The 21,699-nt window shown below is 71.7% G+C and carries 21 protein-coding genes; 11 read left to right on the top strand and 10 right to left on the bottom strand.

Annotation, left to right across the window (positions count from 1 at the left end):
• Positions 1–164 precede the first annotated feature (164 nt).
• Complete coding sequence (locus ACFWTE_RS17670; protein ID WP_378780557.1) at positions 165–1,385, top strand: EAL domain-containing protein; 1,221 nt, start codon at positions 165–167, stop codon at positions 1,383–1,385.
• A 363-nt stretch (positions 1,386–1,748) separates the two neighbouring features.
• Here ACFWTE_RS17670 and ACFWTE_RS17675 read toward each other — a convergent pair whose 3' ends face one another.
• On the bottom strand, positions 1,749–2,711 hold the full coding sequence (locus tag ACFWTE_RS17675; RefSeq protein ID WP_378780559.1) for an SGNH/GDSL hydrolase family protein: 963 nt from the start codon (positions 2,709–2,711) through the stop codon (positions 1,749–1,751).
• Between the two features lie 675 nt (positions 2,712–3,386).
• Between ACFWTE_RS17675 and ACFWTE_RS17680 the strand changes: the two genes are divergently transcribed.
• Both ACFWTE_RS17680 and ACFWTE_RS17685 read left to right on the top strand, forming a co-directional pair.
• Entirely contained in the window at positions 3,387–5,735 is a 2,349-nt protein-coding gene (locus ACFWTE_RS17680; RefSeq protein ID WP_378780560.1) for a hypothetical protein, read from the top strand.
• A gap of 168 nt (positions 5,736–5,903) precedes the next feature.
• A complete protein-coding gene (locus ACFWTE_RS17685) occupies positions 5,904–6,662 on the top strand; it encodes a DUF2470 domain-containing protein (protein WP_378780561.1) in 759 nt (252 codons plus the stop codon).
• 58 nt (positions 6,663–6,720) lie between these two features.
• Here ACFWTE_RS17685 and ACFWTE_RS17690 read toward each other — a convergent pair whose 3' ends face one another.
• From ACFWTE_RS17690 to ACFWTE_RS17725, 8 genes are all read right to left on the bottom strand, one after another.
• On the bottom strand, positions 6,721–7,107 hold the full coding sequence (locus ACFWTE_RS17690) for a metal-sulfur cluster assembly factor (protein ID WP_378780562.1): 387 nt from the start codon (positions 7,105–7,107) through the stop codon (positions 6,721–6,723).
• On the bottom strand, positions 7,107–7,583 hold the full coding sequence (gene sufU, locus ACFWTE_RS17695; protein ID WP_378780564.1) for a Fe-S cluster assembly sulfur transfer protein SufU: 477 nt from the start codon (positions 7,581–7,583) through the stop codon (positions 7,107–7,109). The genes ACFWTE_RS17690 and sufU overlap by 1 nt, the downstream gene beginning before the upstream one ends.
• Positions 7,584–7,690: 107 nt before the next feature.
• Positions 7,691–8,992 (bottom strand): cysteine desulfurase, encoded by a 1,302-nt coding sequence (locus tag ACFWTE_RS17700; RefSeq protein WP_378780566.1) that lies wholly within the window; start codon positions 8,990–8,992, stop codon positions 7,691–7,693.
• A 3-nt stretch (positions 8,993–8,995) separates the two neighbouring features.
• On the bottom strand, positions 8,996–9,757 hold the full coding sequence (gene sufC, locus ACFWTE_RS17705; protein ID WP_378780567.1) for a Fe-S cluster assembly ATPase SufC: 762 nt from the start codon (positions 9,755–9,757) through the stop codon (positions 8,996–8,998).
• A 10-nt stretch (positions 9,758–9,767) separates the two neighbouring features.
• The gene (locus ACFWTE_RS17710) at positions 9,768–10,103 is read right to left on the bottom strand and encodes a non-heme iron oxygenase ferredoxin subunit (RefSeq protein ID WP_330162110.1); all 336 of its coding nucleotides are present in this window, start codon (positions 10,101–10,103) and stop codon (positions 9,768–9,770) included.
• The gene (gene sufD, locus ACFWTE_RS17715) at positions 10,096–11,256 is read right to left on the bottom strand and encodes a Fe-S cluster assembly protein SufD (protein WP_378780568.1); all 1,161 of its coding nucleotides are present in this window, start codon (positions 11,254–11,256) and stop codon (positions 10,096–10,098) included. The genes ACFWTE_RS17710 and sufD overlap by 8 nt, the downstream gene beginning before the upstream one ends.
• Position 11,257: 1 nt before the next feature.
• Positions 11,258–12,670 (bottom strand): Fe-S cluster assembly protein SufB, encoded by a 1,413-nt coding sequence (gene sufB / locus ACFWTE_RS17720; RefSeq protein ID WP_378780570.1) that lies wholly within the window; start codon positions 12,668–12,670, stop codon positions 11,258–11,260.
• Positions 12,671–12,689: 19 nt separating this feature from the next.
• On the bottom strand, positions 12,690–13,466 hold the full coding sequence (locus ACFWTE_RS17725; protein WP_378780571.1) for a helix-turn-helix transcriptional regulator: 777 nt from the start codon (positions 13,464–13,466) through the stop codon (positions 12,690–12,692).
• 309 nt (positions 13,467–13,775) lie between these two features.
• Here ACFWTE_RS17725 and ACFWTE_RS17730 point away from each other — a divergent pair, with 309 nt between their 5' ends.
• The 3 genes from ACFWTE_RS17730 (at position 13,776) to ACFWTE_RS17740 (ending at position 16,447) form a co-directional block, all read left to right on the top strand.
• On the top strand, positions 13,776–14,717 hold the full coding sequence (locus tag ACFWTE_RS17730; protein WP_378780572.1) for an ABC transporter ATP-binding protein: 942 nt from the start codon (positions 13,776–13,778) through the stop codon (positions 14,715–14,717).
• Positions 14,714–15,559, top strand: a complete 846-nt coding sequence (locus ACFWTE_RS17735; RefSeq protein WP_378780573.1) for an ABC transporter permease — start codon at positions 14,714–14,716, stop codon at positions 15,557–15,559. Before ACFWTE_RS17730 ends, ACFWTE_RS17735 begins: the two co-directional genes overlap by 4 nt.
• Before the next feature lie 90 nt (positions 15,560–15,649).
• Positions 15,650–16,447: an inositol monophosphatase family protein gene (locus tag ACFWTE_RS17740; protein WP_378780575.1), complete on the top strand. Its 798-nt coding sequence runs from the start codon at positions 15,650–15,652 to the stop codon at positions 16,445–16,447.
• A gap of 45 nt (positions 16,448–16,492) precedes the next feature.
• On the opposite strand, the gene ACFWTE_RS17745 is transcribed toward ACFWTE_RS17740, so the two are convergent.
• Positions 16,493–17,185: an RICIN domain-containing protein gene (locus ACFWTE_RS17745; protein WP_378780576.1), complete on the bottom strand. Its 693-nt coding sequence runs from the start codon at positions 17,183–17,185 to the stop codon at positions 16,493–16,495.
• Positions 17,186–17,318: 133 nt separating this feature from the next.
• Here ACFWTE_RS17745 and ACFWTE_RS17750 point away from each other — a divergent pair, with 133 nt between their 5' ends.
• The 5 genes from ACFWTE_RS17750 (at position 17,319) to ACFWTE_RS17770 (ending at position 21,442) form a co-directional block, all read left to right on the top strand.
• Positions 17,319–17,768 (top strand): hypothetical protein, encoded by a 450-nt coding sequence (locus ACFWTE_RS17750; protein WP_378780577.1) that lies wholly within the window; start codon positions 17,319–17,321, stop codon positions 17,766–17,768.
• Positions 17,769–17,779: 11 nt separating this feature from the next.
• Complete coding sequence (locus tag ACFWTE_RS17755; RefSeq protein ID WP_378780578.1) at positions 17,780–18,724, top strand: DMT family transporter; 945 nt, start codon at positions 17,780–17,782, stop codon at positions 18,722–18,724.
• 246 nt (positions 18,725–18,970) lie between these two features.
• Positions 18,971–19,204: a hypothetical protein gene (locus tag ACFWTE_RS17760; RefSeq protein WP_378780579.1), complete on the top strand. Its 234-nt coding sequence runs from the start codon at positions 18,971–18,973 to the stop codon at positions 19,202–19,204.
• A 553-nt stretch (positions 19,205–19,757) separates the two neighbouring features.
• Complete coding sequence (locus ACFWTE_RS17765; RefSeq protein ID WP_378780580.1) at positions 19,758–21,104, top strand: glycerophosphodiester phosphodiesterase; 1,347 nt, start codon at positions 19,758–19,760, stop codon at positions 21,102–21,104.
• A 98-nt stretch (positions 21,105–21,202) separates the two neighbouring features.
• Positions 21,203–21,442 (top strand): holin, encoded by a 240-nt coding sequence (locus ACFWTE_RS17770; protein WP_378780583.1) that lies wholly within the window; start codon positions 21,203–21,205, stop codon positions 21,440–21,442.
• Positions 21,443–21,699 lie beyond the last annotated feature (257 nt).

Raw genomic sequence — 21,699 nt, forward strand, 5'->3', positions numbered from 1 at the left:
GTCCTGGGGCTCGGCGCTCCCTTGGCAGGTCAGAGGGGGTGCGCCGCCACGGTCGGTCGCGGCGGCGCGACCGTGGGCGCGTCTTGCCCAACAGGTCGTGAAGCTGAGCTGAACAGCCGAGAACAGGTCTTCAGGTCCGACCGGTTCGGGGTCACCATGAGTGTGTGTCTGCCCTGCATCCCCACCACACACCGGCGGCGCACCCTTCGGGACACGGTGCGGTCCCCCGGCGTTCCCCCGGTGCCACCGGCCCGTCGGACTCCCCCGGTCCGTCCCGCGCTCCCGGCTACCGGCCCGTCGTGGACCTGGACTCGGGCGCGGTCGTCGCGGTGGAGGTCGTCGCCGCCCCGCCCTCCCCCGAGGTCCCCGGCGGCCCGCCGTCCGCGGGGATGGGCGTCCACGAGGGGACGGCCGTGGCCGACTGGTTGCTGGGTCTGGTCGCGGAGGCGGCCGGGACCGAGAGCCTGCTGCCGCTCGTGCTTCCCCTTCCCGCGCGGATCCTGACCGCGGGGGAGGGTTTCGTCGCCCTGGTGGAGAGCAGGATACGGCGGGCCGGCCGGCGTCCGCGCGACATCACCCTCCTGCTCGGAGCCGACCTGGCCGACCTGCCCCGGTCGGTGATCGTGCCGGGGGTGGCGCGTCTGCGGGCTGCCGGGTTCCGGTGCGGCTTCGGCACGGCGATGGTGCGACCCGACGTCGTGGTCGAGGCGGCCCCCTTCCTGATGCGGATCGACCCCGGGATCGTGTCCGGGGTGGCGACCGACCAGAGGCACGCGACCGTGGTGGAGGGCCTGGCCCGGATCGGGCGGGGCAGCGGCGTGTACGCGATGGCCTCCGGGGTGGACTCGGCCGAGGACGTGCTGCGGTTGCGCGCGTGCGGGATCCGGGTGGGGACCGGGGCGTTCTTCGCCGACCGGACCTGGCGGCCCGGGGAGCGGGTGACGCCCGTGCCCGAGCCGACGGCCGGGCAGGGGAGGGAGGAGGACGCGGGGCCGCGCGTCACCGAGTTCATGGTCCCTCCGGTGGGCTTCGACTCCGACACCACCACCGAGCAGGTGCTGGAGGCGTTCACGGGCGATCCGGCGCTGAACAGCGTCATCCTCATCGACCACCGTGAGCGGCCCGTCGGGGTCATCGACCGGACCCGGTTCCTGCTGTCGATGACGGGCAGGTACGGACACGCCCTGCACGCCAAGCGCCCGGCGCTGCGGCTCGCCGAGTCGCCGCGTACGATCCCCGCGTGGATGACGGCTCTGGCAGCGCTTCGCGTGGCGGGCCAGGACACCGAGCGGGTCTACGACGACCTGGTCGCGACCAACTCCTACGGGCAGTGCCTGGGAGTGGTGCACATCAGCGACCTCATCCAGTCCCTCTCCCGGAGCTAGGCCGTGTTCCGCGGATCATTCCGGGCTCGCAACCGCCAGGCTGCCTCTCGCTGCGCCGACCACGCTTGGACAGCCAGACCCGGGCTGACCTGCGCTACTCGTCTTGCGAGAGATTGCCTGGAGGCCGCTCGCGGCGATCGGCGCAAGCGCCGAATCAACCGAAAGCATCCACGGAACACGGCCCTAGGGGAAGCCGGGCTCCCCGGCCCCGCGCCACAGGGCGACCTGTCCCGGCGGTCCGCGGGGTCGCGCTCTGCGCGGCGGGGGGACGCGCCCGGGGACGGGTGGCTGCCGTGGGGAGCTCACGGGGCGGGGTCCGCCCCGCTCGGATCCGAGCGGGGCCCCGGCGGGGCCCCGCAGGGGTCAGTCCACGGGGTCCGGGCCCTTGGTGCCCGAAGGACTGCTGGTGGGAGCGGCCCCGTCCCCGGAGGTGTACGCGTCGTAGTTCGCTTCCAGGATGCCGCCCTGGGCCACCGCCCTGGCGATCTCGGCCCGGGTGGCCTCGTCGTTGAGGTAGTCCAGTTCGGGGCGCTTGGGCAGGCGCCCGTCCCCGGAGGAGCGGCCCATGAGGCGTCGCCGCAGCCACGGCACCCCGTACTGGCGGGCCCAGCGGCGGTTCTCGCGGCGGCGCAGGATGCGGGGCAGCTGCTGCGGCGGGGTGCTCCAGGGGTCGGTCCAGGACTCCCGCGGCCCCATGGGGAACCCCAGGAGGTCGGCGATGCGGGCGGAGACGATCTGGTGGCCGGCGCCGTTGAGGTGCAGGCGGTCCTCGTTCCAGGCCCGGGAGTCGGTGAGGGCGTTGAGCGCCCACAGGTCGACGATCTCCGTTCCGGTGCGCTCGGCGACGGCGCGCATGTGCATGCTGAAGACCGCGATGCGTCCGCGGTAGTAGCGCAGGACCGGGATCCAGCCGGTGTCGTGCCCGGACAGGATCACCACGCGGATCCCGGCGTCGCGCAGCTGGCGTATACCCCACTCGAAGTGCTCTGCGAGCTGGTCGAGGTCGCCGCCCGGGCGCAGGACGTCGTTGCCGCCGGCGAGAACGGTCACCAGGTCGGGCTTCCACTCCAGCGTCTGGGCGAGCTGCTCACCGAAGATGTGCCGCATGCGCCGTCCCCGCACGCCCAGGTTGGCGTACCGGAAGTCCGGGGAGATCGCGCCGAGGTGCTCCGCGAGACGGTCCGCGAATCCGCGGTACTCGCCGTTGGGGCCGCTGTCGTCTTCCATCCCCTCGGTGATGCTGTCACCGATCGCGACGAAGGACCGGATGACGTCCGGTCTGCTCGCGCGAGCGGCCACTGGGGGATTCGTCTCTAGGTCTGTCACGTCAACCAATCATCCGGCTCGACCGTCCCACGCCTGCACAGCGCCGAGGGTGCGCGGGTACGGAATCCTGGTACGGGTCGCGGTCTGCCGCTGACCCAGGTCCGAACACCGTCGACCCCTGGTCGGCCGCGGAGCGCGGCCACCCGGCCGAAGGTCGTTCGGGCGAGGACAGTGCCCGACCAGCATACCCACGACCGGCGTCAGAACGCCTGACTCGGGGACCTGCCGGCCCGCCCCGGGACGTCCCCACTCCCGGGCCCCTCCACGCACGCCTGTTTCACGGGGAGGGCAGGCGTATGACGGCACAGTGAACTACAACGACCAGTCGATGCGATATGAGCCATAGGTCTGTTATGAACTAGCTCACACGCCGATTCCGCCTCCGGGCACCGATCCCCCTTGTCACGGTGACCGCACGGCGCGGTCACGGAGAGGTCGCCGCAGACCGGGGCGGCCTGGGGGTACCCATGCGGCTCCGGGGCACGTACGATCTCGGAGAAGTGCTCACGGCACCCCTGTCCCCTGGCTCGCCGTGCCCACCCGTGGCACACCGGATCGGCTCACGGTCCGGTCCCACCCGGGTGAAGGGCGCGTACTGTGGTGCATTGAACCGAAGGCCCGTGCGGTTCCTCCCCAATTCACGTGCAGACACCAGGAGGTCGAGGTCCCCAGCGGATGAACGCCGTCTCTCCGATCTGCCTCGTCGACCTCGCTCCCGCCCTGCGGTGGTCGAGGTCGCCGGATGTGGCTCCCCTGCTCCATCACGACCGGTTGATCGACGGCTGGTGGCACTCGCTGCCGGTCGCGCGCGTCCTGGACATCGCGGGCCCGCCGTGGCTGGCCCACGGCATCGCGCGCCTCGCGGTCGAGCAGTGGGGACACATCCCCCTCTCCGAGTTCCTGCCGAGCCTGCGTACCCAGCAGGTGACCTGCGCCGACCTCGCCGAGCCCGTGCGCGGTGCCGTCACCGCCACCGCGGGCGACTGGGACCGCCTCATCTCCACCCCGCCGCAGGAGATCGGCGAGTGGCCGCTCTCCGGCTGCGGGGTCCTCGACGTCGTGAGCACGGTGGCCTGGCGGGCCCTCCAGCCCTGCTGTGAACTCCCCGGCGGACCCACCCCCTCACCGGCCCTGATGCTGGAGGCCGTGCGCACCATCGCGCACTGGATCCCCGACACCGTGCCGGACCACGTGCGCAGTGCCCTGGAGTACCTCAGTGCGGCCACCGGCGCCGACGGCGCGGCCACGGCCACCGACTCCACCGGCTACGGCTCGACGCCGCCGCAGACCCCCGCCACCCGGGCGATCCGCACCCTCAGGGCGCTGCGGGCCCAGCGCGAGGAGCGGGGCGGGGCCGAGGCGCCGTTCCCGGAGGAGGTCGCCGCCAACGGGCACGGCGACGCCGCGCCCAACGGCATGGTGAGCTCCGCCGCGATGATCCCCGGCTCCGCCCTGGGCTCCGACCCGGCCGGCGCCGACAGCGGCCCGGGCGACCTGCGGTCCCAGTTCCGGAGTTCCCTGGTGGGCCCCGGCCGCACCCTGCGCCGCCCCAGCTTCGGCCCGCCCAAGGCCATGCGGCCCGACCACGTCGAGGAGCGCCCCCCGGCCCCCGCCCTGGGCCAGCACCCCCTGGTGGACCTGGTCGAGGAGATGTTCCGCTCCTGGCCCGACCTGGAGCGCACGGTCGCCGCCGAGCGCCTCTTCGCCACCGACCCCATCAGCATCCGGGTGCTCTCCGAGCAGATCGCGGTCGACGTGACCGAGATCCGCGGCGCCCAGCGCAAGGTCGAGGAGCGACTTCTGCGCTGGCTCAACTCCCCCGAGGGAGCGGCGATCACCAAACACATGCGGGAGCTGTCGGACCAGCTGGGGTCGGCGACCACCATCGACCGGCTGATCAACGCGCACTCCGACCACCCGGTGGACGTGCCCACCCTGCACACTCCCCTGTGGCGGGTGATCATCACCCTGTTCACCGACCGCCGCATGCACAACGGCTGGTTGATCGCCGACGACCCCAACCGTCTGCGCTGGCAGACCCGCGAACTCCTGGGTGACGCCCCCAACATGACCGAGGCGGGCCTGCGGCTCGGCCGGATCGGCATCCGCCAGCAGGAACTGCGCGCCTGGCTGCTGAGCACCCCCGGGGTGAGCCTGAAGGACGGACACGTGTTCGTCGACCCGTCGGTGCCCATGGAGGCGCCCACCAACCACCCGGGCCACATCGCCCCGGAGGACCCGGGGGCCACCACCGAGAACGGACTGCCGATACGGCGCCGCCTCGACGGCCAGCCCGCCCCGGCACAACCCGAACCCTCCACCACCCCCGACCACCATCCCGCACCCGCCCACGAACAGGGCGTGGGGTCGTTCGGTCCTCCGGGGCACGAAGCCCACCGCCCCGTGCTCCTGGGACAGCCCCACGGCATGGACCCGGCCCTCCAACCGGTGCTCGCCTCGCACGCCCCCGCCCCACGTCCCGGCGCGAGCGACCCCGCGATGGCGGCCCGCTGCTTCCGCGCCCCGGACGGGCGCTGGTGGCACCGCATCGACATCACCGCCGACCACCTCAACGGTGCTCCCGTCGCCGTGCCCAACGGCTATGCCACCCATCTGGGGCTCCAGCCGGGCCGCCTGCTGTGCCTGACGGCGCCGGGGGCGGATCTGCTGGTCCTCGTCTGGAGGGACCAGCCCGCGTTCGACTCGCTGCGTCCGCTGCTGCGCCGTCAGGCAGCCCAGCCCGGCGACCGCATGTTCATCACCGTGGCGGGTGACAGGCTGGACGCGCGCAAGCTTCCCGCCACCGACCTGAGCGGGTACACCACCGCGGCCCGCGCCCTGCACCTGAGCGGGTACACGGCGCCCGCCTCCACGGACGACGCCCTCAAGATCCTGTCCCGCCGGATCACCGACCACGACGACGACGCGCTCGCCGACCCGCAGTCGCTGATCGACCTGTTGACCCTGCGCGGGGACAACGACATCGCCGGGGAGCTGCGCTCGGGGCTGTTCGCCGCGCACTAGGCGTGCTCCGCCCTCGACGCCCCGGGACCGCCGTCCCGGGGCGTCCTTCGTCGTGCCCGCACCCGCCCGGCGCCCCGCCCGGCGCCCTGTCCGGAGAAAAAGCACACCCGGGGGTGTCCCACCAGGGGACGGGCCATGTAGGTTAGCCTCACCTAAGTATGAATCGAGGTGGTTCCCCTGTCCACGTACCAGCACCTGGCTCCCCCGCCCGCGGAACGCGCCCGGGCGGTCCTGAGCCGTCCCAACCCCGTGACCGTGACGACCCAGGACCACGCCGTCCACCTCGACGAGCCCGCCTGCCACATCCACCCCAACGGGTCGGTGAGCCTGCTGGTCCCCGACCGCCACCTGCTCCTGGAGCGGGTCGGCCGGCACACCACCGCCGCCACGGTCGAGTTCACCGACACCGCCCCGGTGCTGCTGCGCGACCGCACGCGCTCCCTCCTCTGGATCAGCGGCACCCTGACCCGCCTGGACCACCCGACGGCTCGCCTGCGCGCCCTCCGCCTCCTGGGCGAGGACCCCGACGAGCGGCTGCTCGACATCGGCCACGGCCGGACGATGGTCGCGCTGGAGCCCTACCTGGTGGTGCACTCCGACACCGACGGCTGCCACCTCCTGGGCACGGACGAGTTCGTCCGGGCCCCCGCGGACCCCTTCGGGCGCTGGGAGGGGGAGTGGCTGCGCCATCTGGAGGAGGACCACCCCGACGTCCTGCACGCGATGGTCATGCGCTCCCCCGGGCCCCTGCCCCCCGGACGCCCCCGCCCCCTGGGTGTGGACCGCTACGGGATCAGGCTCCGTTTCGAGGGCCCCGACGGCGACGTCGACGCCCGGCTGCCCTTCAGCAGGCCCGCGGACACCCCCCACGACGTCGCGGCCGAGGTCCACGGCATGGCGGGCCTCCCCCACCACTGCGGTTCCTGAGGGAGCAGCCCGCGCCGCGCCCCCGGAGCCGCGCGGTCGCGCTTTCACGCGATCCGCCTCAGACGTTGAAGCCCAGCATGCGCAGCTGGTCCCGCCCGTCGTCGGTGATCTTGTCCGGACCCCACGGCGGCATCCAGACCCAGTTGATCTTGACCTCGCGCTCGAACTCGTCGAGGGCGTTGTGGGCCTGGTCCTCGATCACGTCCGTCAGGGGGCACGCCGCACTGGTCAGCGTCATGTCCAGGGTGATGACCCGGTCATCGGCGTTCACCCCGTACAGCAGCCCCAGGTCGACGACGTTCACGCCCAGTTCCGGGTCGATCACGTCCTTGAGCGCCTCGCCGATCTCCTCGGCCAGCGCCTCCGCCTCCGGGGAGAGCGGCGCGGTCTCGGGGGCCTCGGGAGCCTCTGCGGCCTCGGCCGTTGTCGTCTCGTTCTCGCTCATCAGACGCCTTCCTTCTCCAGGGACTGCGACACCGCGTCCTTCCATGCCATCCAGCCCAGCAGGGCGCACTTGACGCGCGCGGGGTACTTCGACACCCCGGCGAACGCCACGGCGTCCTCCAGGACGTCCTCGTCGGGCTCTCCCTTGCCCCGGGACTGCATCAGCTCCGTGAAGGCGTCCAGGGTGGTCATGCCCTCGGCGATCGTCCGCCCGATCAGCAGGTCGGTCAGCACCGAGGTGCTGGCCTGGCTGATCGAGCAGCCCATCCCGTCGTAGGAGACGTCGCTGACGACGGCCTCCTTGTCGAGCCCGGCCGTGCCCTCGGCCGGGGTCAGCGCCACTCGGAGCGTCACCTCGTCCCCGCAGGTGGGGTTGATGTGGTGGGCCTCCGCGTTGTGCGGGTCCCGCAGTCCCTTGTGGTGCGGGTTGCGGTAGTGGTCCAGGATGATCTCCTGGTACATCGAGTCCAGCTGCATGGTCAGGGTGTTCCTCGCTCTAGGCCGTGTTCCTCGGCTCGCTGCGCTCGCGTGTTCGAGTGCCCAACGGCAAGCCGGGAACCCGGCGGCACTTGAACCAAAAAACCCTACCCCCGGGTTCCGAAGAACTTCTGTGCGGCCCTGATGGCCTCCACCAGCGCGTCCACGTCCTCCAGCGTGTTGTAGAGGTAGAAGGACGCGCGTGTGCTCGCCGGGACGCCCAGCTTCCGGTGCAGCGGCCACGCGCAGTGGTGGCCCACACGGACCTCCACGCCCCGGTCGTCGAGCACCTGTCCCAGGTCGTGCGGGTGGATGTCGTCCACGACGAACGACACCGCGCCGCCGCGGTCCACCGCCTCGGTCGGCCCGACGATCCGCACACCCTCCAGCGCCCCCACGTGCTTGAGCGCGTACTCGGTGAGTGCGTGCTCGTGCGCGGCGACCCGGTCCATCCCCACCTTCGACAGGTAGTCGCAGGCCGCGGCGAGGGCCACCGCCTGGGGAGCCATCGGCACCCCGGCCTCGAACCGCTGCGGCGGCTCCGCCCACGTGGAGTACTCCATGTGGACGACGCCGATCATCGATCCGCCCGTGATGAACGGCGGCATCGCCTCCAGCAGCTCCCGGCGCCCCCACAGGACGCCGATGCCGTTGGGGCCGAGCATCTTGTGCCCGGAGAACGCCAGGAAGTCGACGCCCAGCGCGGTGACGTCCACCGGCATGTGCGGAACCGACTGGCAGGCGTCCAGGACCGTCAGCGCACCGACCTCGCGGGCCCGGGCGACGATGCGGGCCACCGGGTTGACGGTGCCCAGCACGTTGGACTGGTGCGTGAACGCGACCACGCGGGTGCGCTCGTTGACCAGTTCGCCGATGCCGGACAGGTCGAGGCGGCCGTCCCCGGTCACCGGGAACCAGCGCAGCGTCGCCCCCGTGCGCCGGCAGAGCTCCTGCCAGGGCACCAGGTTGGCGTGGTGCTCCATCTCGGTGACGACGATCTCGTCGCCGGGACCCACCTGGAAACGGCGCAGCCCCTCGTCGGCGGTGGCGGCGTTGGCCATGGCGTACGCCACCAGGTTGATCGCCTCGGTGGCGTTCTTGGTGAACACCACCTCGCCGGCGTTCCCGCCGATGAACCCGGCGATGGTCTCCCGGGCCGACTCGTAGGCGTCGGTCGCCTCCTCCGCGAGCTGGTGCGCACCACGGTGCACCGCCGCGTTGTGGCGTTCGTAGAACTCACGTTCGGCGTCGAGCACCTGGCGGGGTTTTTGCGAGGTCGCCCCGGAGTCGAGGTACACCAGCGGACGCCCGTCGCGGACGGTCCGGGAGAGGATCGGGAAGTCCTCCCGGATCGCCGCGACGTCGAGCCGGCCCGCGCCGGCCCGACCGAACTCGCGGACTGTCGTCATGGGTTACGCGCCCGCCTTCACGAAACGCTCGTAGCCGTCGGCCTCCAGGACGTCGGCCAGCTCCGGACCGCCGGACTCGGCGATGCGGCCCTGGGCGAAGACGTGGACGAAGTCCGGCTTCACGTAGTTGAGGATCCGGGTGTAGTGCGTGATGAGCATGACGCCCATCTCACCGCCGGCCTTGGCGCGGTTGACGCCCTCGGAGACGACCTTGAGCGCGTCGACGTCCAGGCCGGAGTCGGTTTCGTCCAGGATCGCGACCTTGGGCTTGAGCAGCTCCAGCTGGAGGATCTCGTGGCGCTTCTTCTCACCGCCGGAGAAGCCCTCGTTGACGCCGCGGGCGGCGAAGGCCGAGTCGATGGACAGGTCCTTCATCGCGCCCTGGAGCTCCTTGGAGAACTGCCGGAGCTTGGGGGCCTCACCGCGCACCGCCGTGACGGAGCTGCGCAGGAAGTTGGACATGGACACGCCGGGGACCTCGACCGGGTACTGCATGGCCAGGAACACGCCGGCGCGGGCGCGCTCGTCCACGCTCATCTCCAGGATGTTCTCCCCGTCGATGAGCACCTCGCCCTCGGTGATCTCGTAGCGCGGGTGGCCGGCGATCGCGTAGGCCAGGGTGGACTTGCCGGAGCCGTTCGGGCCCATGATGGCGTGGGTCTCACCGGAGTTGATGGTCAGGTCGACGCCCTTGAGGATCTCCTGCCTCTCGTTCTCTCCGATGAGAACGTCGGCGCGCAGACCGCGGATTTCAAACTTCGTCATGTTCAGAGCCTCAGGAATTCTTCTCGTCCAACGACACGAGCACGTCGTCGCCGTCGATCTTCACGTCGTAGGTGGGAACTGGCTGGGTCGCGGGCGGGTTGATGGGCGCCCCCGAACGCAGGTCGAAGCAGGAGCCGTGCAGCCAGCACTCGATGGTGCCGTCCTCGACCTCGCCCTCCGACAGGCGGACCTCGGCGTGCGAGCACACGTCCCGCACGGCGAACACCTCGCCCTCGGAGCGGACCAGCGCGATGGGTGTCTCGTCGTCGGTCTCGATACCGAGGACCCCCTCCTCGGGGATCTCGGCGAGCTCGGCGACCTTCACCCAGCGACCGCCCTCACTCATGCTCGGCCAGCTTGCGCTCGACCTTGTCCATGATGCCCTCGCGCAGCTCACCGACCGGGATGCGGTTGATCAGCTCCAGGAAGTAGCCGCGGATGACCAGGCGGCGGGCCTCGTCCTCCGGGATACCGCGCGAGCGGAGGTAGAACAGGTGGATGTCGTCCAGGCGTCCGCTGGCGGCGGCGTGCCCGGCGCCCTCCACCTCGCCGGTGAAGATCTCCAGGTTGGGCACCGAGTCGACGCGGGTCCCGTCGGTCAGCTGGAGGTTGCGGTTGTGCTCGTAGGAGTCGGTACCGGTCGTGCCCTCGCCGATGATCACGTCACCGATCCACACGCTGTGCGCGCCCTTGCCGCTCAGCGCGCCCTTGTACTCCACCCGGGACCGGGTGTTGGACATGTTGTGGTCGATGAGCGAGCGGTGCTCGTGGTGCTGGCCGTCACCGGTGAAGTACAGGCCGTGGAGCTCGGCGTTGGCGCCGCGCCCCTTGTAGGCCACCTTCGGGGACATCCGGACCACGTCGCCGCCGAGGGTGACCACGATCGACTTGAACGTGGCGTCCTTGGCGACCTGGGCGTTGTGCTGGGACACGTCGACGGCGTCGCGGTCCCAGTCCTGCACGCTGATCAGGGTCAGGCGCGCGCCGTCGGCCACGTGGACGTCCACGCTGCCGGCACGGACGCCGGTGCCGGTCTGGTTGAGGACGACGATCGCCTCGGCCAGCGGCTTGACGTCGATGACGTACTGGTCGAAGCGGGTGCCGCCCCGGGCCTCACGGGAGATGACGACCGGTCGCTCCAGGGCCTTGCCCTGGGCGACGGTGACGACCGTGGCCTCCTCGAAGGAGGTGTAGGCCTGGGCGATCACGCGGTCGGCCGGGAACCCGGCGGTGCCGAGCCTGGCGTCGCCGCGGCCGACCGTCTCGACGGTGACGCCCTCGGGGGCGTCGATGTCGAGCTTGTCGGTGCCGTCGGCGACGGCGGTGCCGTCGTGCAGGCCCTTGAGGCGGCGGACGGGCGTGAAACGCCACTCCTCCTCGCGGCCGTTGGGGACGGGGAAGTCGTTCACGTCGAAGGACCCGTGGGTCGCCAACTTGGAGAACGGGATGTCCCCGAGGCCGTGGCTGTGGGCCTTGGGTTCGATGCTGGGGCCGGTCAACTTAACCAACCGCTCCTTCCATCTGAAGCTCGATCAGCCGGTTCAGTTCCAGCGCGTACTCCATGGGCAGCTCGCGCGCGATGGGCTCGACGAACCCGCGCACGATCATGGCCATGGCCTCGTCCTCGTTCATACCCCGGCTCATCAGGTAGAAGAGCTGGTCCTCGCTGACCTTGGAGACGGTCGCCTCGTGCGCGAGCTCGGCGTCGTCCTCGCGCAGGTCGTTGTAGGGGTAGGTGTCCGAACGGCTGACGGTGTCGATCAGCAGCGCGTCGCACTTGACGGAGGACTTGGCGTTGTGCGCGCCCTCCTGCACCTGCACCAGGCCCCGGTAGGAGGCGCGGCCCCCGCCGCGTGCCACCGACTTGGAGATGATGGTGGAGGAGGTGTTGGGCGCGCAGTGCACCATCTTGGAACCGGTGTCCTGGTGCTGGCCCTCGCCCGCGAAGGCGATGGACAGGGTCTCGCCCTTGGCGTGCTCTCCCATGAGGTACACGGCCGGGTACTTCATGGTCACCTGGGAACCGATGTTGCCGTCGATCCACTCCATGGTCGCGCCCTCTTCGGCGATGGCGCGCTTGGTGACCAGGTTGAAGACGTTGTTCGACCAGTTCTGGATGGTCGTGTAACGGCAGCGGGCGTTCTTCTTGACGATGATCTCGACGACCGCGGAGTGCAGCGAGTCCGACTTGTAGATCGGCGCGGTGCAGCCCTCGACGTAGTGGACGTAGGCGCCCTCGTCGACGATGATCAGCGTCCGCTCGAACTGGCCCATGTTCTCGGTGTTGATCCGGAAGTAGGCCTGGAGCGGGATCTCGACGTGCACGTTCTTGGGCACGTAGATGAACGACCCGCCGCTCCACACCGCGGTGTTGAGCGCGGCGAACTTGTTGTCGCCGGGCGGGATCACCGAGCCGAAGTACTCCTCGAAGATCTCCGGGTGCTCCTTGAGGGCGGTGTCGGTGTCGAGGAAGATGACACCCTGCTCCTCCAGGTCCTCGCGGATCTGGTGGTAGACGACCTCGGACTCGTACTGCGCGGCGACACCGGAGACCAGGCGCTGCTTCTCCGCCTCGGGGATGCCGAGCCGGTCGTAGGTGTTCTTGATGTCCTCGGGCAGTTCCTCCCAGGAGGTGGCCTGCTTCTCCGTGGACCGCACGAAGTACTTGATGTTGTCGAAGTCGATCTTGGACAGGTCCGCGCCCCAGTGGGGCATCGGCTTCTTGTCGAAGAGCTTGAGGGACTTGAGCCGGAGCTTGGTCATCCACTCCGTCTCGTCCTTCTTCGAGGAGATGTCGCGGACGACCTCCTCGTTCAGGCCACGGCGGGCGGTGGCCCCGGCCGTGTCGGAGTCGGACCAGCCGAACTCATAGTTTCCGATCCCTTCGAGCTCGGGATGCGCGATAGACGTCATGCGCGGACTCCTTCAGGACTCAGGTGTCCTTGTGGTGAACTGAGCCGCCCGCCCCCTGGCGGATGGCCTCTGACGCGGGGGTTTGGCTGTCCCCGCCCGCCACGTCGCCCCGAGGGGTGACGTGCGTGGTGCACACACCGTCGCCGTGGGCGATGGTGGCCAACCTGCGCACCGGGGTGCCCAGAAGTCGTGAGAAGGCCTCGACCTCGGCTTCGCAGAGCTGCGGGAACTCCGCGGCCACATGGGCGACCGGGCAGTGGTGTTGGCACAGCTGGTCGCCGCCCCCTGGTGCGGGCGCCCGGCCCGCGGTGGCGGCGTAGCCGTCGTTGGAGAGTGCCTCGGCCAGCAGACGGACGCGCTGTTCGGGGGGAACCGCGTCCAGCAGGGGCCTGTAGCGCCTCTCCAGATCGGCGACCTGACTCCGGGCGAACTCGCCGACGGCCCCGGCTCCCGCGGTCTCCGACAGGAAGCGGAGCGCGCTGGTGGCGAGGTCGTCGTAGGCGTGGACGAAGGCGTCCCGCCCGGCCTCGGTGATGGCGAAGACCTTGGCGGGCCGGCCCCTGCGGCGTTGTCCGCCGTGGGGTCGGGCGTCGCGGGACTCGACCATGCCCTCACCGGTCAGGTTGTCGAGGTGGCGGCGGATCGCCGCCGGGGTGAGACCGAGCCGCTCCCCCAGGGAGGACGCGGTGATCGGACCCTTCTCCAGGATGAGCCGCGCGACGCGGGCGCGGGTGCCGGTCTCGGCCCCCCGCTCGGATCCGGCCAGGGCACGGGGAACACTGCTCGCCTCGGGCATGGCGCTCCCCTCCCTGGTCGTACGCGGACTCGTGTTTTAGACAACATCAGTGTGGCCTAAATAAGTCCGTTGAGGCAAACGACCACTCATGCCCTTCATCACGAAGGTCAGGCTTGCCTAACAGGGGGTTCATCCGCCCGAAATCCGAGGCCGCCGCCCCGCGCGAACCCGGAACCGCTCCGAATGACCACATATTGATACGACCAACTCAGAATGTGGACTTTTCTCGTTCTCCGCGACGCGGGCGCCCCGGCCACCCGGTGCGGGCCGGTGAAGGGACCCGTCCGGCCGCACGTAAACTCAGGCCCCATGGACACAGCCGCGGTCGAGGTCGTCGACCTGGTCAAGCGCTACGGCGCCACCACCGCAGTCTCCGGCCTCACGTTCACCGCGCACCGGGGCGCGGTGACGGCCCTGCTCGGGCCCAACGGGGCGGGCAAGACGAGCACCATCGAGGTCTGCGAGGGGTTCCGTCGCGCCGACGGCGGACGGGTGCGGGTCCTGGGCCTGGACCCCGTCGCCGACGCCACCGCCCTCAAGCCCCGCGTCGGGGTGATGCCCCAGTCCGGCGGGGTCCCCACCGGCGCCCGCGCGGCGGAGTGGCTGCGCCTCATGGCCTCCTTCCACGCGAGTCCGATCGACCCCCGGGTCCTCCTGCAACGCCTGGGCCTGAACTCCGTGGCCACCACCCCGTTCCGCCGGCTGTCCGGCGGCCAGCAGCAGCGCCTGTCCCTGGCCTGCGCCGTGGTGGGGCGCCCCGAGCTGGTGTTCCTGGACGAGCCGACCGCGGGTCTGGACCCGCAGGCGCGCATGGCCACCTGGGACCTGGTCTCGGCCCTGCGCGAGGCGGGTGTGGCGGTCATCCTGAGCACCCACCACATGGAGGAGGCCGAACGGCTGGCCGACCACGTGGTCATCATCGACCGCGGTGCCGTGGCGGCCGAGGGCGCGCCCTCCGAACTCACCGGGGGACACCGCGAGGTGTGCTTCTCCAGCGCACCCCTGGACAGCGGGTCGCTCCTGGCCGCCCTGCCCGAGGGCAGCAGGGTCGCCGGCGGGGCCACCGCGGACGGCCGCCACGAGTACGTGATCACCACCGACGACGCCGACGCGCTCGGACCCGAGTTCCTGGCCACGGTCACCGCCTGGTGCGCGTCGGCGGGCGTCCTCGCCGAGGACCTGCGCGTGCGACGGCGTACCCTCGAAGACGTCTTCCTCGAACTCACGGGCAGGGAACTGCGCGACCAATGACCCAGCACACCTCCAGCACGACCGCGCGGGCCGCCGGCGCCGCTCCGACCACCGCCTCCCCCTGCGGTGACGCCTCGCTGTTCACCCCCGCGCCGGGGGCCGCGCCGATGTGGCGGATGGTCGCCTCCCAGGCCCGGATGGAACTGCGGGTGATGCTCCGCCACGGCGAGCAGTTCCTGCTGACCATGGTCATCCCCGTCCTCCTCCTGGTGGGGTTCAGCCTCACCACAGTCCTGGACGTGGGCGCGGGTCCCCGGGTGGACGCGCTCACGCCGGGCGTCCTGGCCCTGGCGGTGATGTCGACGTCGTTCACCGGCCTGGCCATCGGCACCGGCTTCGAACGGCGCTACGGGGTCCTGAAGCGGCTGGGGGCGACGCCGCTGTCCCGGTTCGGTCTCCTGGCCGCCAAGACCCTGGCCGTGCTGGGCGTGCAGGCCATCCAGATGACGGTGCTGTGCGCGGTGGCGCTGATGCTGGGCTGGTCCCCCGCCCTCGGCCCCGCGAACGTGCTGTCGGCGGTCGCCCTGGTGCTGCTGGCGACCGCCGCGTTCAGCTCGCTCGGGCTGCTCATGGCGGGCACACTGCGGGCGGAGGCGACCCTGGCCGGGGCCAACCTGGTCTACGTGCTGATGCTCGGACTGGGCGGGGTGCTCTTCCCGACCAGCAGCTTCCCCGGGCCGGTGGAGCAGGCCGCCTCGTTCCTGCCGATCACCGCCCTCAGCTCGGGGCTGCGGACCGCCCTCGCGGACGGGTCCCTCCCGGGCCCGGGGGTGTTCGCGGTGCTGGCCGTGTGGGCCCTGGTCTGCGGCCTCCTCGCGAGCCGCCTCTTCCGCTGGGAGTGACGGTGGCGGGGGCGCCCCGAACAGGGGCCGGGTGCGCCCCGACGGGGGCTGCGCGCACCCCTCGGCCTCCGCGCTCCTAGGATGGGGCGCATGCTCGACGTCGATGCGGTCACCGAGATCCTCCGTGAGGCGGCGGAGGCGGCGGTCCTCCCCCGGTTCCGGTCCCTGTCCGAGGGCGAGGTCGAGGAGAAGGCCCCCGGCGAGCTCGTCACGGTGGCCGACCGCGAGGCGGAGGAGCTGATCAGCGCCCGCCTGCAGGACGTCGTGGCCGCCCCGGTCGTGGGCGAGGAGGCCGCCTCCGACGACCCCGGGCTGCTCCGGGCCCTGCACCGGGAACCCGTGGTCTGGTTGGTGGACCCCGTCGACGGAACCCGCAACTTCGTCCGGGGCGACACCGGTTTCGCGGTCATGGCCGCCCTGGTCCACCACGGCGAGACCGTCGCGGCCTGGATCCTGCGCCCCACCGAGAACCGGGTCTACGTCGCCGAACGGGGCTCCGGCACCTGGCGCGACGGGGTACGGGTGCACCGGTCGCCCGCACCGACCGACCCGGCCCGCCTGCGCGGCGCGGTCCTGACGCGCTTCCTCGACCCCGCCGTGCGGCGGCGCGCGGAGGAGGCGGCTCCGCGGTTCGCGTCGGTGGGACCGGGCGCGCACTGCGCCGGGGTGGACTACCCGCGCCTGTTCGAGGGCGGTCAGGACTTCGTCCTGTTCCACCGGACCCTGCCCTGGGACCATGCGCCCGGCACCCTGATGCTGACCGAGGCCGGGGGCGTGTGCCTGCGCCCGGACGGCGGCGAGTACCGTCCGGGCGACGACACCGTCGGCCTGCTCAACGCCTCCGACGGCGAGTGCTGGAAGACCGTGCGGTCCCTGCTCGTCGGATGAGCTCCCCCGGGGGTCGGGACCGGCCGGCGGCCTCCCCCGGCCCGGTCAGCCCACGGGGAGAAGGCGCCACTGCTGGTGGGCGTGGGACCCGTCGGGTGCCTGGACGATCGCCGTACCGTTGTCGGGCGCGCCTCCCTGCCCTTCGAGGGCCTGGCCCGTGGCCCTGTTGACCAGGCGCACGACACCGTCCCCGACCTCGGCCACCGACCAGTGCTGGTTGGCGGCTCCGGTGCGGGTGAGCAGCGTCGCCGCAGGCTGGGCGGGGTCGGCGGAGACCTCCAGGACCTTGCCGCTCCCGACGCCCTCGATCTCGTAGAAGCCCTCCTCGTCGAGCGGGACGAACCTCCACTGCTGGTTCCCCGCGTCGTGGCGGTCCCACAGGTGGACGGGGGCGCCGTTGTCGGTGGAGGCGCCCACGACGTCGGCGACGCGGTCGCCGTGCACGTTCTGGAGGACGTAGACGAGCTCTGGGTCCATCCCCGCGGGGTGGACGTACTCCTCCTCTTCCTCCTCTTCCTCCTCGGGCTCCTCCGGTGCGCCGGAGGGCTGGACGAGGATGCCCGAGGCCACGCTCATCTCGGGCTCCTCCGCCCCGCCGGTGTCGGCGGCGAGGAGGCCGCCCGTGTAGCCGCCGATGAGGGCCACGAGGACGAGAGCCAGTGCTCCGGCGAAGAGCGGCCAGCTCGGCACGTACCGTTCCTGGACGCGGGGGACGCTGCGGGCTCGGCGTCGGGACATGTGAGGACACTCCAGCGGGCGAGGGGTGAGGGACGTGTCGGCCACGACCCCGCACCATTTGACACCACGTGACCCGCTACGCGCACGTTCGCCCTCCGTCCACGCCCCCGACGGACCTCGATAGGGTCCCGCCATGGAAGCCATCGGAGTCCCCTGGTTCATCGCGGTCCGGTACCTCGGCCCGCCGCTCCTTCTCCTGCTGGTGGGCGGTGCACTGCTCGTGTGGCGACCGCCCGCCCGCCGGGGACTGGTGTGGGCCGCGCTGGTGACGAACCTGGTGGCGGCGGCACTCCCGTTCCTGTGGATCGGGTTGCAGATCGTCACCGACCAGGCGGAACGGACGGTGTTCGGCCTGGTCATGACCCTGTTCCAGCCCCTGGTCGTGGTCGTCGCCTGGCTGCTGGTGCTGACCGCACTGATCCACCGCCCGCCCGCCGTCGCGGAGGCCGTCCCAGCCGCCGCGGTGGAGCGCGCCACCGCGGTGCGGACGGAGGGCCCGAAGACACGCACGCCGACCGGGGAGCGGCCCCAGGCGGTCGCCGGAACGAGGGCGGGCGCCCGGAGGGGGCGCCCGAAAACGTAGGATGACTGGTCATGAGCACTCCGGCCACTCCCCAGGAGCCCTTCTCCCTGCGGACCGCGGCGGAGGCGGTACCGCCGGTCTGGCTGGTGATGATCAGTATCGTCTCCGTGCAGACCGGCGCGGGGGTCGCCAAGAACCTGTTCGACTCGCTTCCCCCGGCCGCCGTGGTGTGGCTGCGGCTGCTCACCTCGGCCGTCCTGCTGGTCCTGCTGGTCCGCCCGGCGCTCCGGGCCCGCAGCCGGACCGACTGGCTGGTGGTGGTCGGCTACGGCGTCGCGCTGGCGATGATGAACTTCCTCATCTACCAGGCGTTCGCACGCATCCCCCTGGGGATCGCCGTCACCATCGAGTACCTGGGGCCGCTGGCCATCGCGATCCTGGGGTCACGGCGCAGGATCGACCTGGTGTGGGCCGGGCTGGCCGGGCTCGGTGTGGTGGCCCTGGGCCTGGAGTCGGGCTCCATGGACCCGCTGGGCATCCTGTTCGCCGTGCTCGCCGCGGTCGCCTGGGCGGGGTACATCCTGCTCAGCGCGGCGACGGGGCAGCGGTTCAGCGGTGCGTCCGGACTGGCGTTCGCCAGCGTGGTGGGTGTGGTGATCATGGCCCCGGCGGGGATCGCCGAGGGTGGCGCGGCCCTTCTGGACTGGCGGCTGCTGCTGTTCGGCCTGGTGGTGGGCGTCCTCTCCTCGATCGTGCCCTACACCCTGGAACTGAACGCCCTGCGCCGGATCCCGCCCCGGGTGTTCGGTGTCCTGATGAGCCTGCAACCCGCGGCGGCCGCGCTGGTCGGGCTTGTGCTGCTGGGTGAGCTGCTGTCGGTCTGGCAGTGGTTCGCGGTGGGCTGCGTGATCGTGGCGAGTGCGGGCTCCACCCGCACCTCCGCACGCGGCGGTGGCGGACCGGGGCGTGAGGACGTGCCGGTCACACCCCCGAACGAGGGCCGCCGGGAGGACTGAGGCCGGACCCGGGGCCGACCCGGTGCTTCCGGTGCGGGCCCCTCTCCGCCGACCGGTCGGAAGTACCTCCGCAAGGCCTCTCCCGGGCGGCAAGGACATCCACGGTGCGAGTGTCCCGCAAAGAGACCGCGACCTTCCCTTGGGAAACCCGGGGGACTACCGTGAGTTTCTGGTCGTAAGCAAACGGTTATCAAGGTGGTGGGTCGGCCGACCTCATCGAATTTGCCTGCGCTCGAAAGGGACAACATGCGCTCCGCTGTCAAGATCACGATGACCGCCCTGTTCACCGCCGGCCTCCTCGGCCTGGGTGCCGGTGCCGCCTCCGCCGGCGGCGGCCACGACGACCACGGTGACCACGGTGACCACGTGTCGTACGTGTCCTACGAGGCCTGCACCAAGCAGCAGAACTCCTTCGGTCTGCTCAACCTGAACCTGGACCTGCTCAACCAGTGCATCGCGAACTACAACAACAACAACTAGTTCCTGCCGGCCCCGGGCCCGCCTGCGGGGCCGGTCCGGGTGTCCGAGAGGCTGCCTGGGTGACACGGGCGTGTTCGCGGAGTAGGAGCGAACACTTCCCCGGCACCGAGGGCCCGACCCGCGGACACCCGGACACGGACCGAGGCGCGGGGCAGGTGCGCCAAGCGCACCCCCCGGCCGGTCGACGCGGGGGCGCCCCCGAGGGGCGTCCCCGCCCGGCATGTTCCCCGTCCCCACCCCTCCCCCGATCCGGAGCGGTTCCGCGCCCGGTCGGAGCCGTGACCTGCCCGACCGCCGGGGCCGCCCACCGGATCCGACGGCAATACCGTAAGGGGTAATTCCCAGAAGCACCTTACATTTGGTACTGTTCCTGCCGACGGTCTCGCTGCCACCACACAGGCACACCCGAGACCGGGGTCGAGGGTCCCGACAGTCGCGGGGCCCTTTCGCATGCCCGGCCCGCCTCACCGGCGGAGGAGAACACCCTGCCCGCCGGCCGCGTCGGCGAGCGGCACCGGGTGCCGTTCGCCGCCCCCACCCCCTCAGGAGAACCGTGCTGATCGAGAACCTGACCTGGCCGCTGGCCATCGCCCACCGCGGGGCCCGGTCGACCGCCCCCGAGAACAGCCTGGAGGCCGTCGCCGCCGCGATCGACGCGGGCTCCGACCTGATCGAGATCGACGTGCAGCTCGCCGCCGACGGAAGCCTCGTCCTGTGCCACGACACCACCCTGACGCGCACCCACGGCGTCACCCGTGCCGTGGCAGGACTGACCGCCACAGCGGTGAAGCGGTGGCCCATCAGGTCGGCCTCCCAGCTGGGGCTGACCGGCTGGCCGGACGTGCCCACGGTCACCCTGGCGGAGGTGTTCGCGCGCTTCGCCGGCGCTCCGGTGGCCTGGCTGATCGAGGCCAAGTACCCGGCGGACCCCACCGACGCCCAGCTCGACGCCCTCGGCGACGCCGTCGTCCGCGAGGTGTTCCGCTGGGGCCTGGCCGGCTCGGTGATCGTGCAGAGCTTCCAGCGGCGCCCCGGCCTCCGGGCCATCGCGGCCGGGCTCCCGGCCGGGTACATCGAGACCGCCGGCGGATCCGACCCGTACGACCTCGCCGCCCAGGGGTTCGACTACTACGGGATACGCAAGGACGCCCCCGCCGAACGCATCGCGGCGGCGGCCGACGCCGGGCTCCGCCCCCTCGTCTACACCGTCCTCAGGCGCAGCGAGCGGGACCTGGCGCTCTCGCAGGGTGCGGCCGCAGTCGTGACCGACGACCCGCTCTACCTGTCCGACCGGGCCCCGGGCCCGGACCTGTACCAGCTCGGCACGTGGCCGCACGGGCACCTGCCCTCCCCGGTGAACCCCGTCAAGGGCGTGCTCACCGGGGCGGCCCTGGAGATGGCACCCGCCCGCATGGAGACGGGGGTGCCGGAGAACTACACCGCCGCGGTCCTCGGATCGGCGTCGCACGGGACGCCTCCCGCGTCGTGGACGTGGGACGTCCAGGTCGCCCTCTTGGCGGCCACCAGCTCCACCCGCTCGGCGCAGATCCAGATCTGCATGGACTCCGACGTCGGTTACCACGACGACGACCACACCCGGATCGGCGCGTACAACGTCCTGCTCCGCCCGAACGGCACCCTGGACATCTACCTGGCCGACCCCGACAACGGCGGTGGGACCGCGCCCCGGCTCGCGACCGCCTCCGGGCCGGCCGTGCCGGTGGGCACGTCCCCGGTGTACGTGGCGCTGGGGATCGAGGTCACCCCGACACAGATCACCGTCCGCCGCCGGGGCACGTCGAGCGTGGCCACCGCCACCCACGCGAAGTACCGGGGCGGGTACGTCGGAGTCGGGGTCCGGTCCGTCCGGGCCAGGTTCGTCCCGGGGCCGAGAACGTGACAGACAGGCGGGCGCGGCCGTGGTGCTCGGCGTGGGAGAAGGCGGTCACCCGGTCTCCGGCTGATCCTGGCTGTAACCCGGAAGAGAGAAGGAACGCCGTGTTCACTGTCGTGTTCTGGAAGGGCGCCGCGGAGCGTGCGGCCAAGTCCGCCGCACAGGCCCTCATCCTGTTCTGGGGTCTCGGCGACGGACTGCTCAGCCTGTGGTCGGTGAGCCCCGTCGAATCGCTGGGCATCGCCGCCGGCGCGGTGGTGCTGTCGCTGTTGACCTCGGTCCTGTCCAGCGGCGCAGGCCCCGCCGGGTCGCCGTCGCTGGTCCACGAGCAGCCCGTGGCCTGAGGACCGGCTCCTCCGACGGCCTTCTGACACACGGATACCCCTCCCTCGCCGAGGACCGGAAGCGGCGATGCGTCGTCCACTCCTCCCAGGGGGTGTGCGTCGGTGTTCGGCACCTCGACCCGGCCCCGTGCAGACGCCGGCACCCCGCTTCTCCTCCGGGAGGGGCGGGGCGCTCCCGTGCGGGGATCGGTCGAGGTCGACGCGCACCCCGTCGTCGGGGAACGCCTCCCCGTTCACGGGCATGTGGCCGACCTCCG

Origin of the sequence: Nocardiopsis sp. NPDC058631 (genome assembly GCF_042716955.1) — a bacterium.
Lineage (GTDB): Bacteria > Actinomycetota > Actinomycetes > Streptosporangiales > Streptosporangiaceae > Nocardiopsis.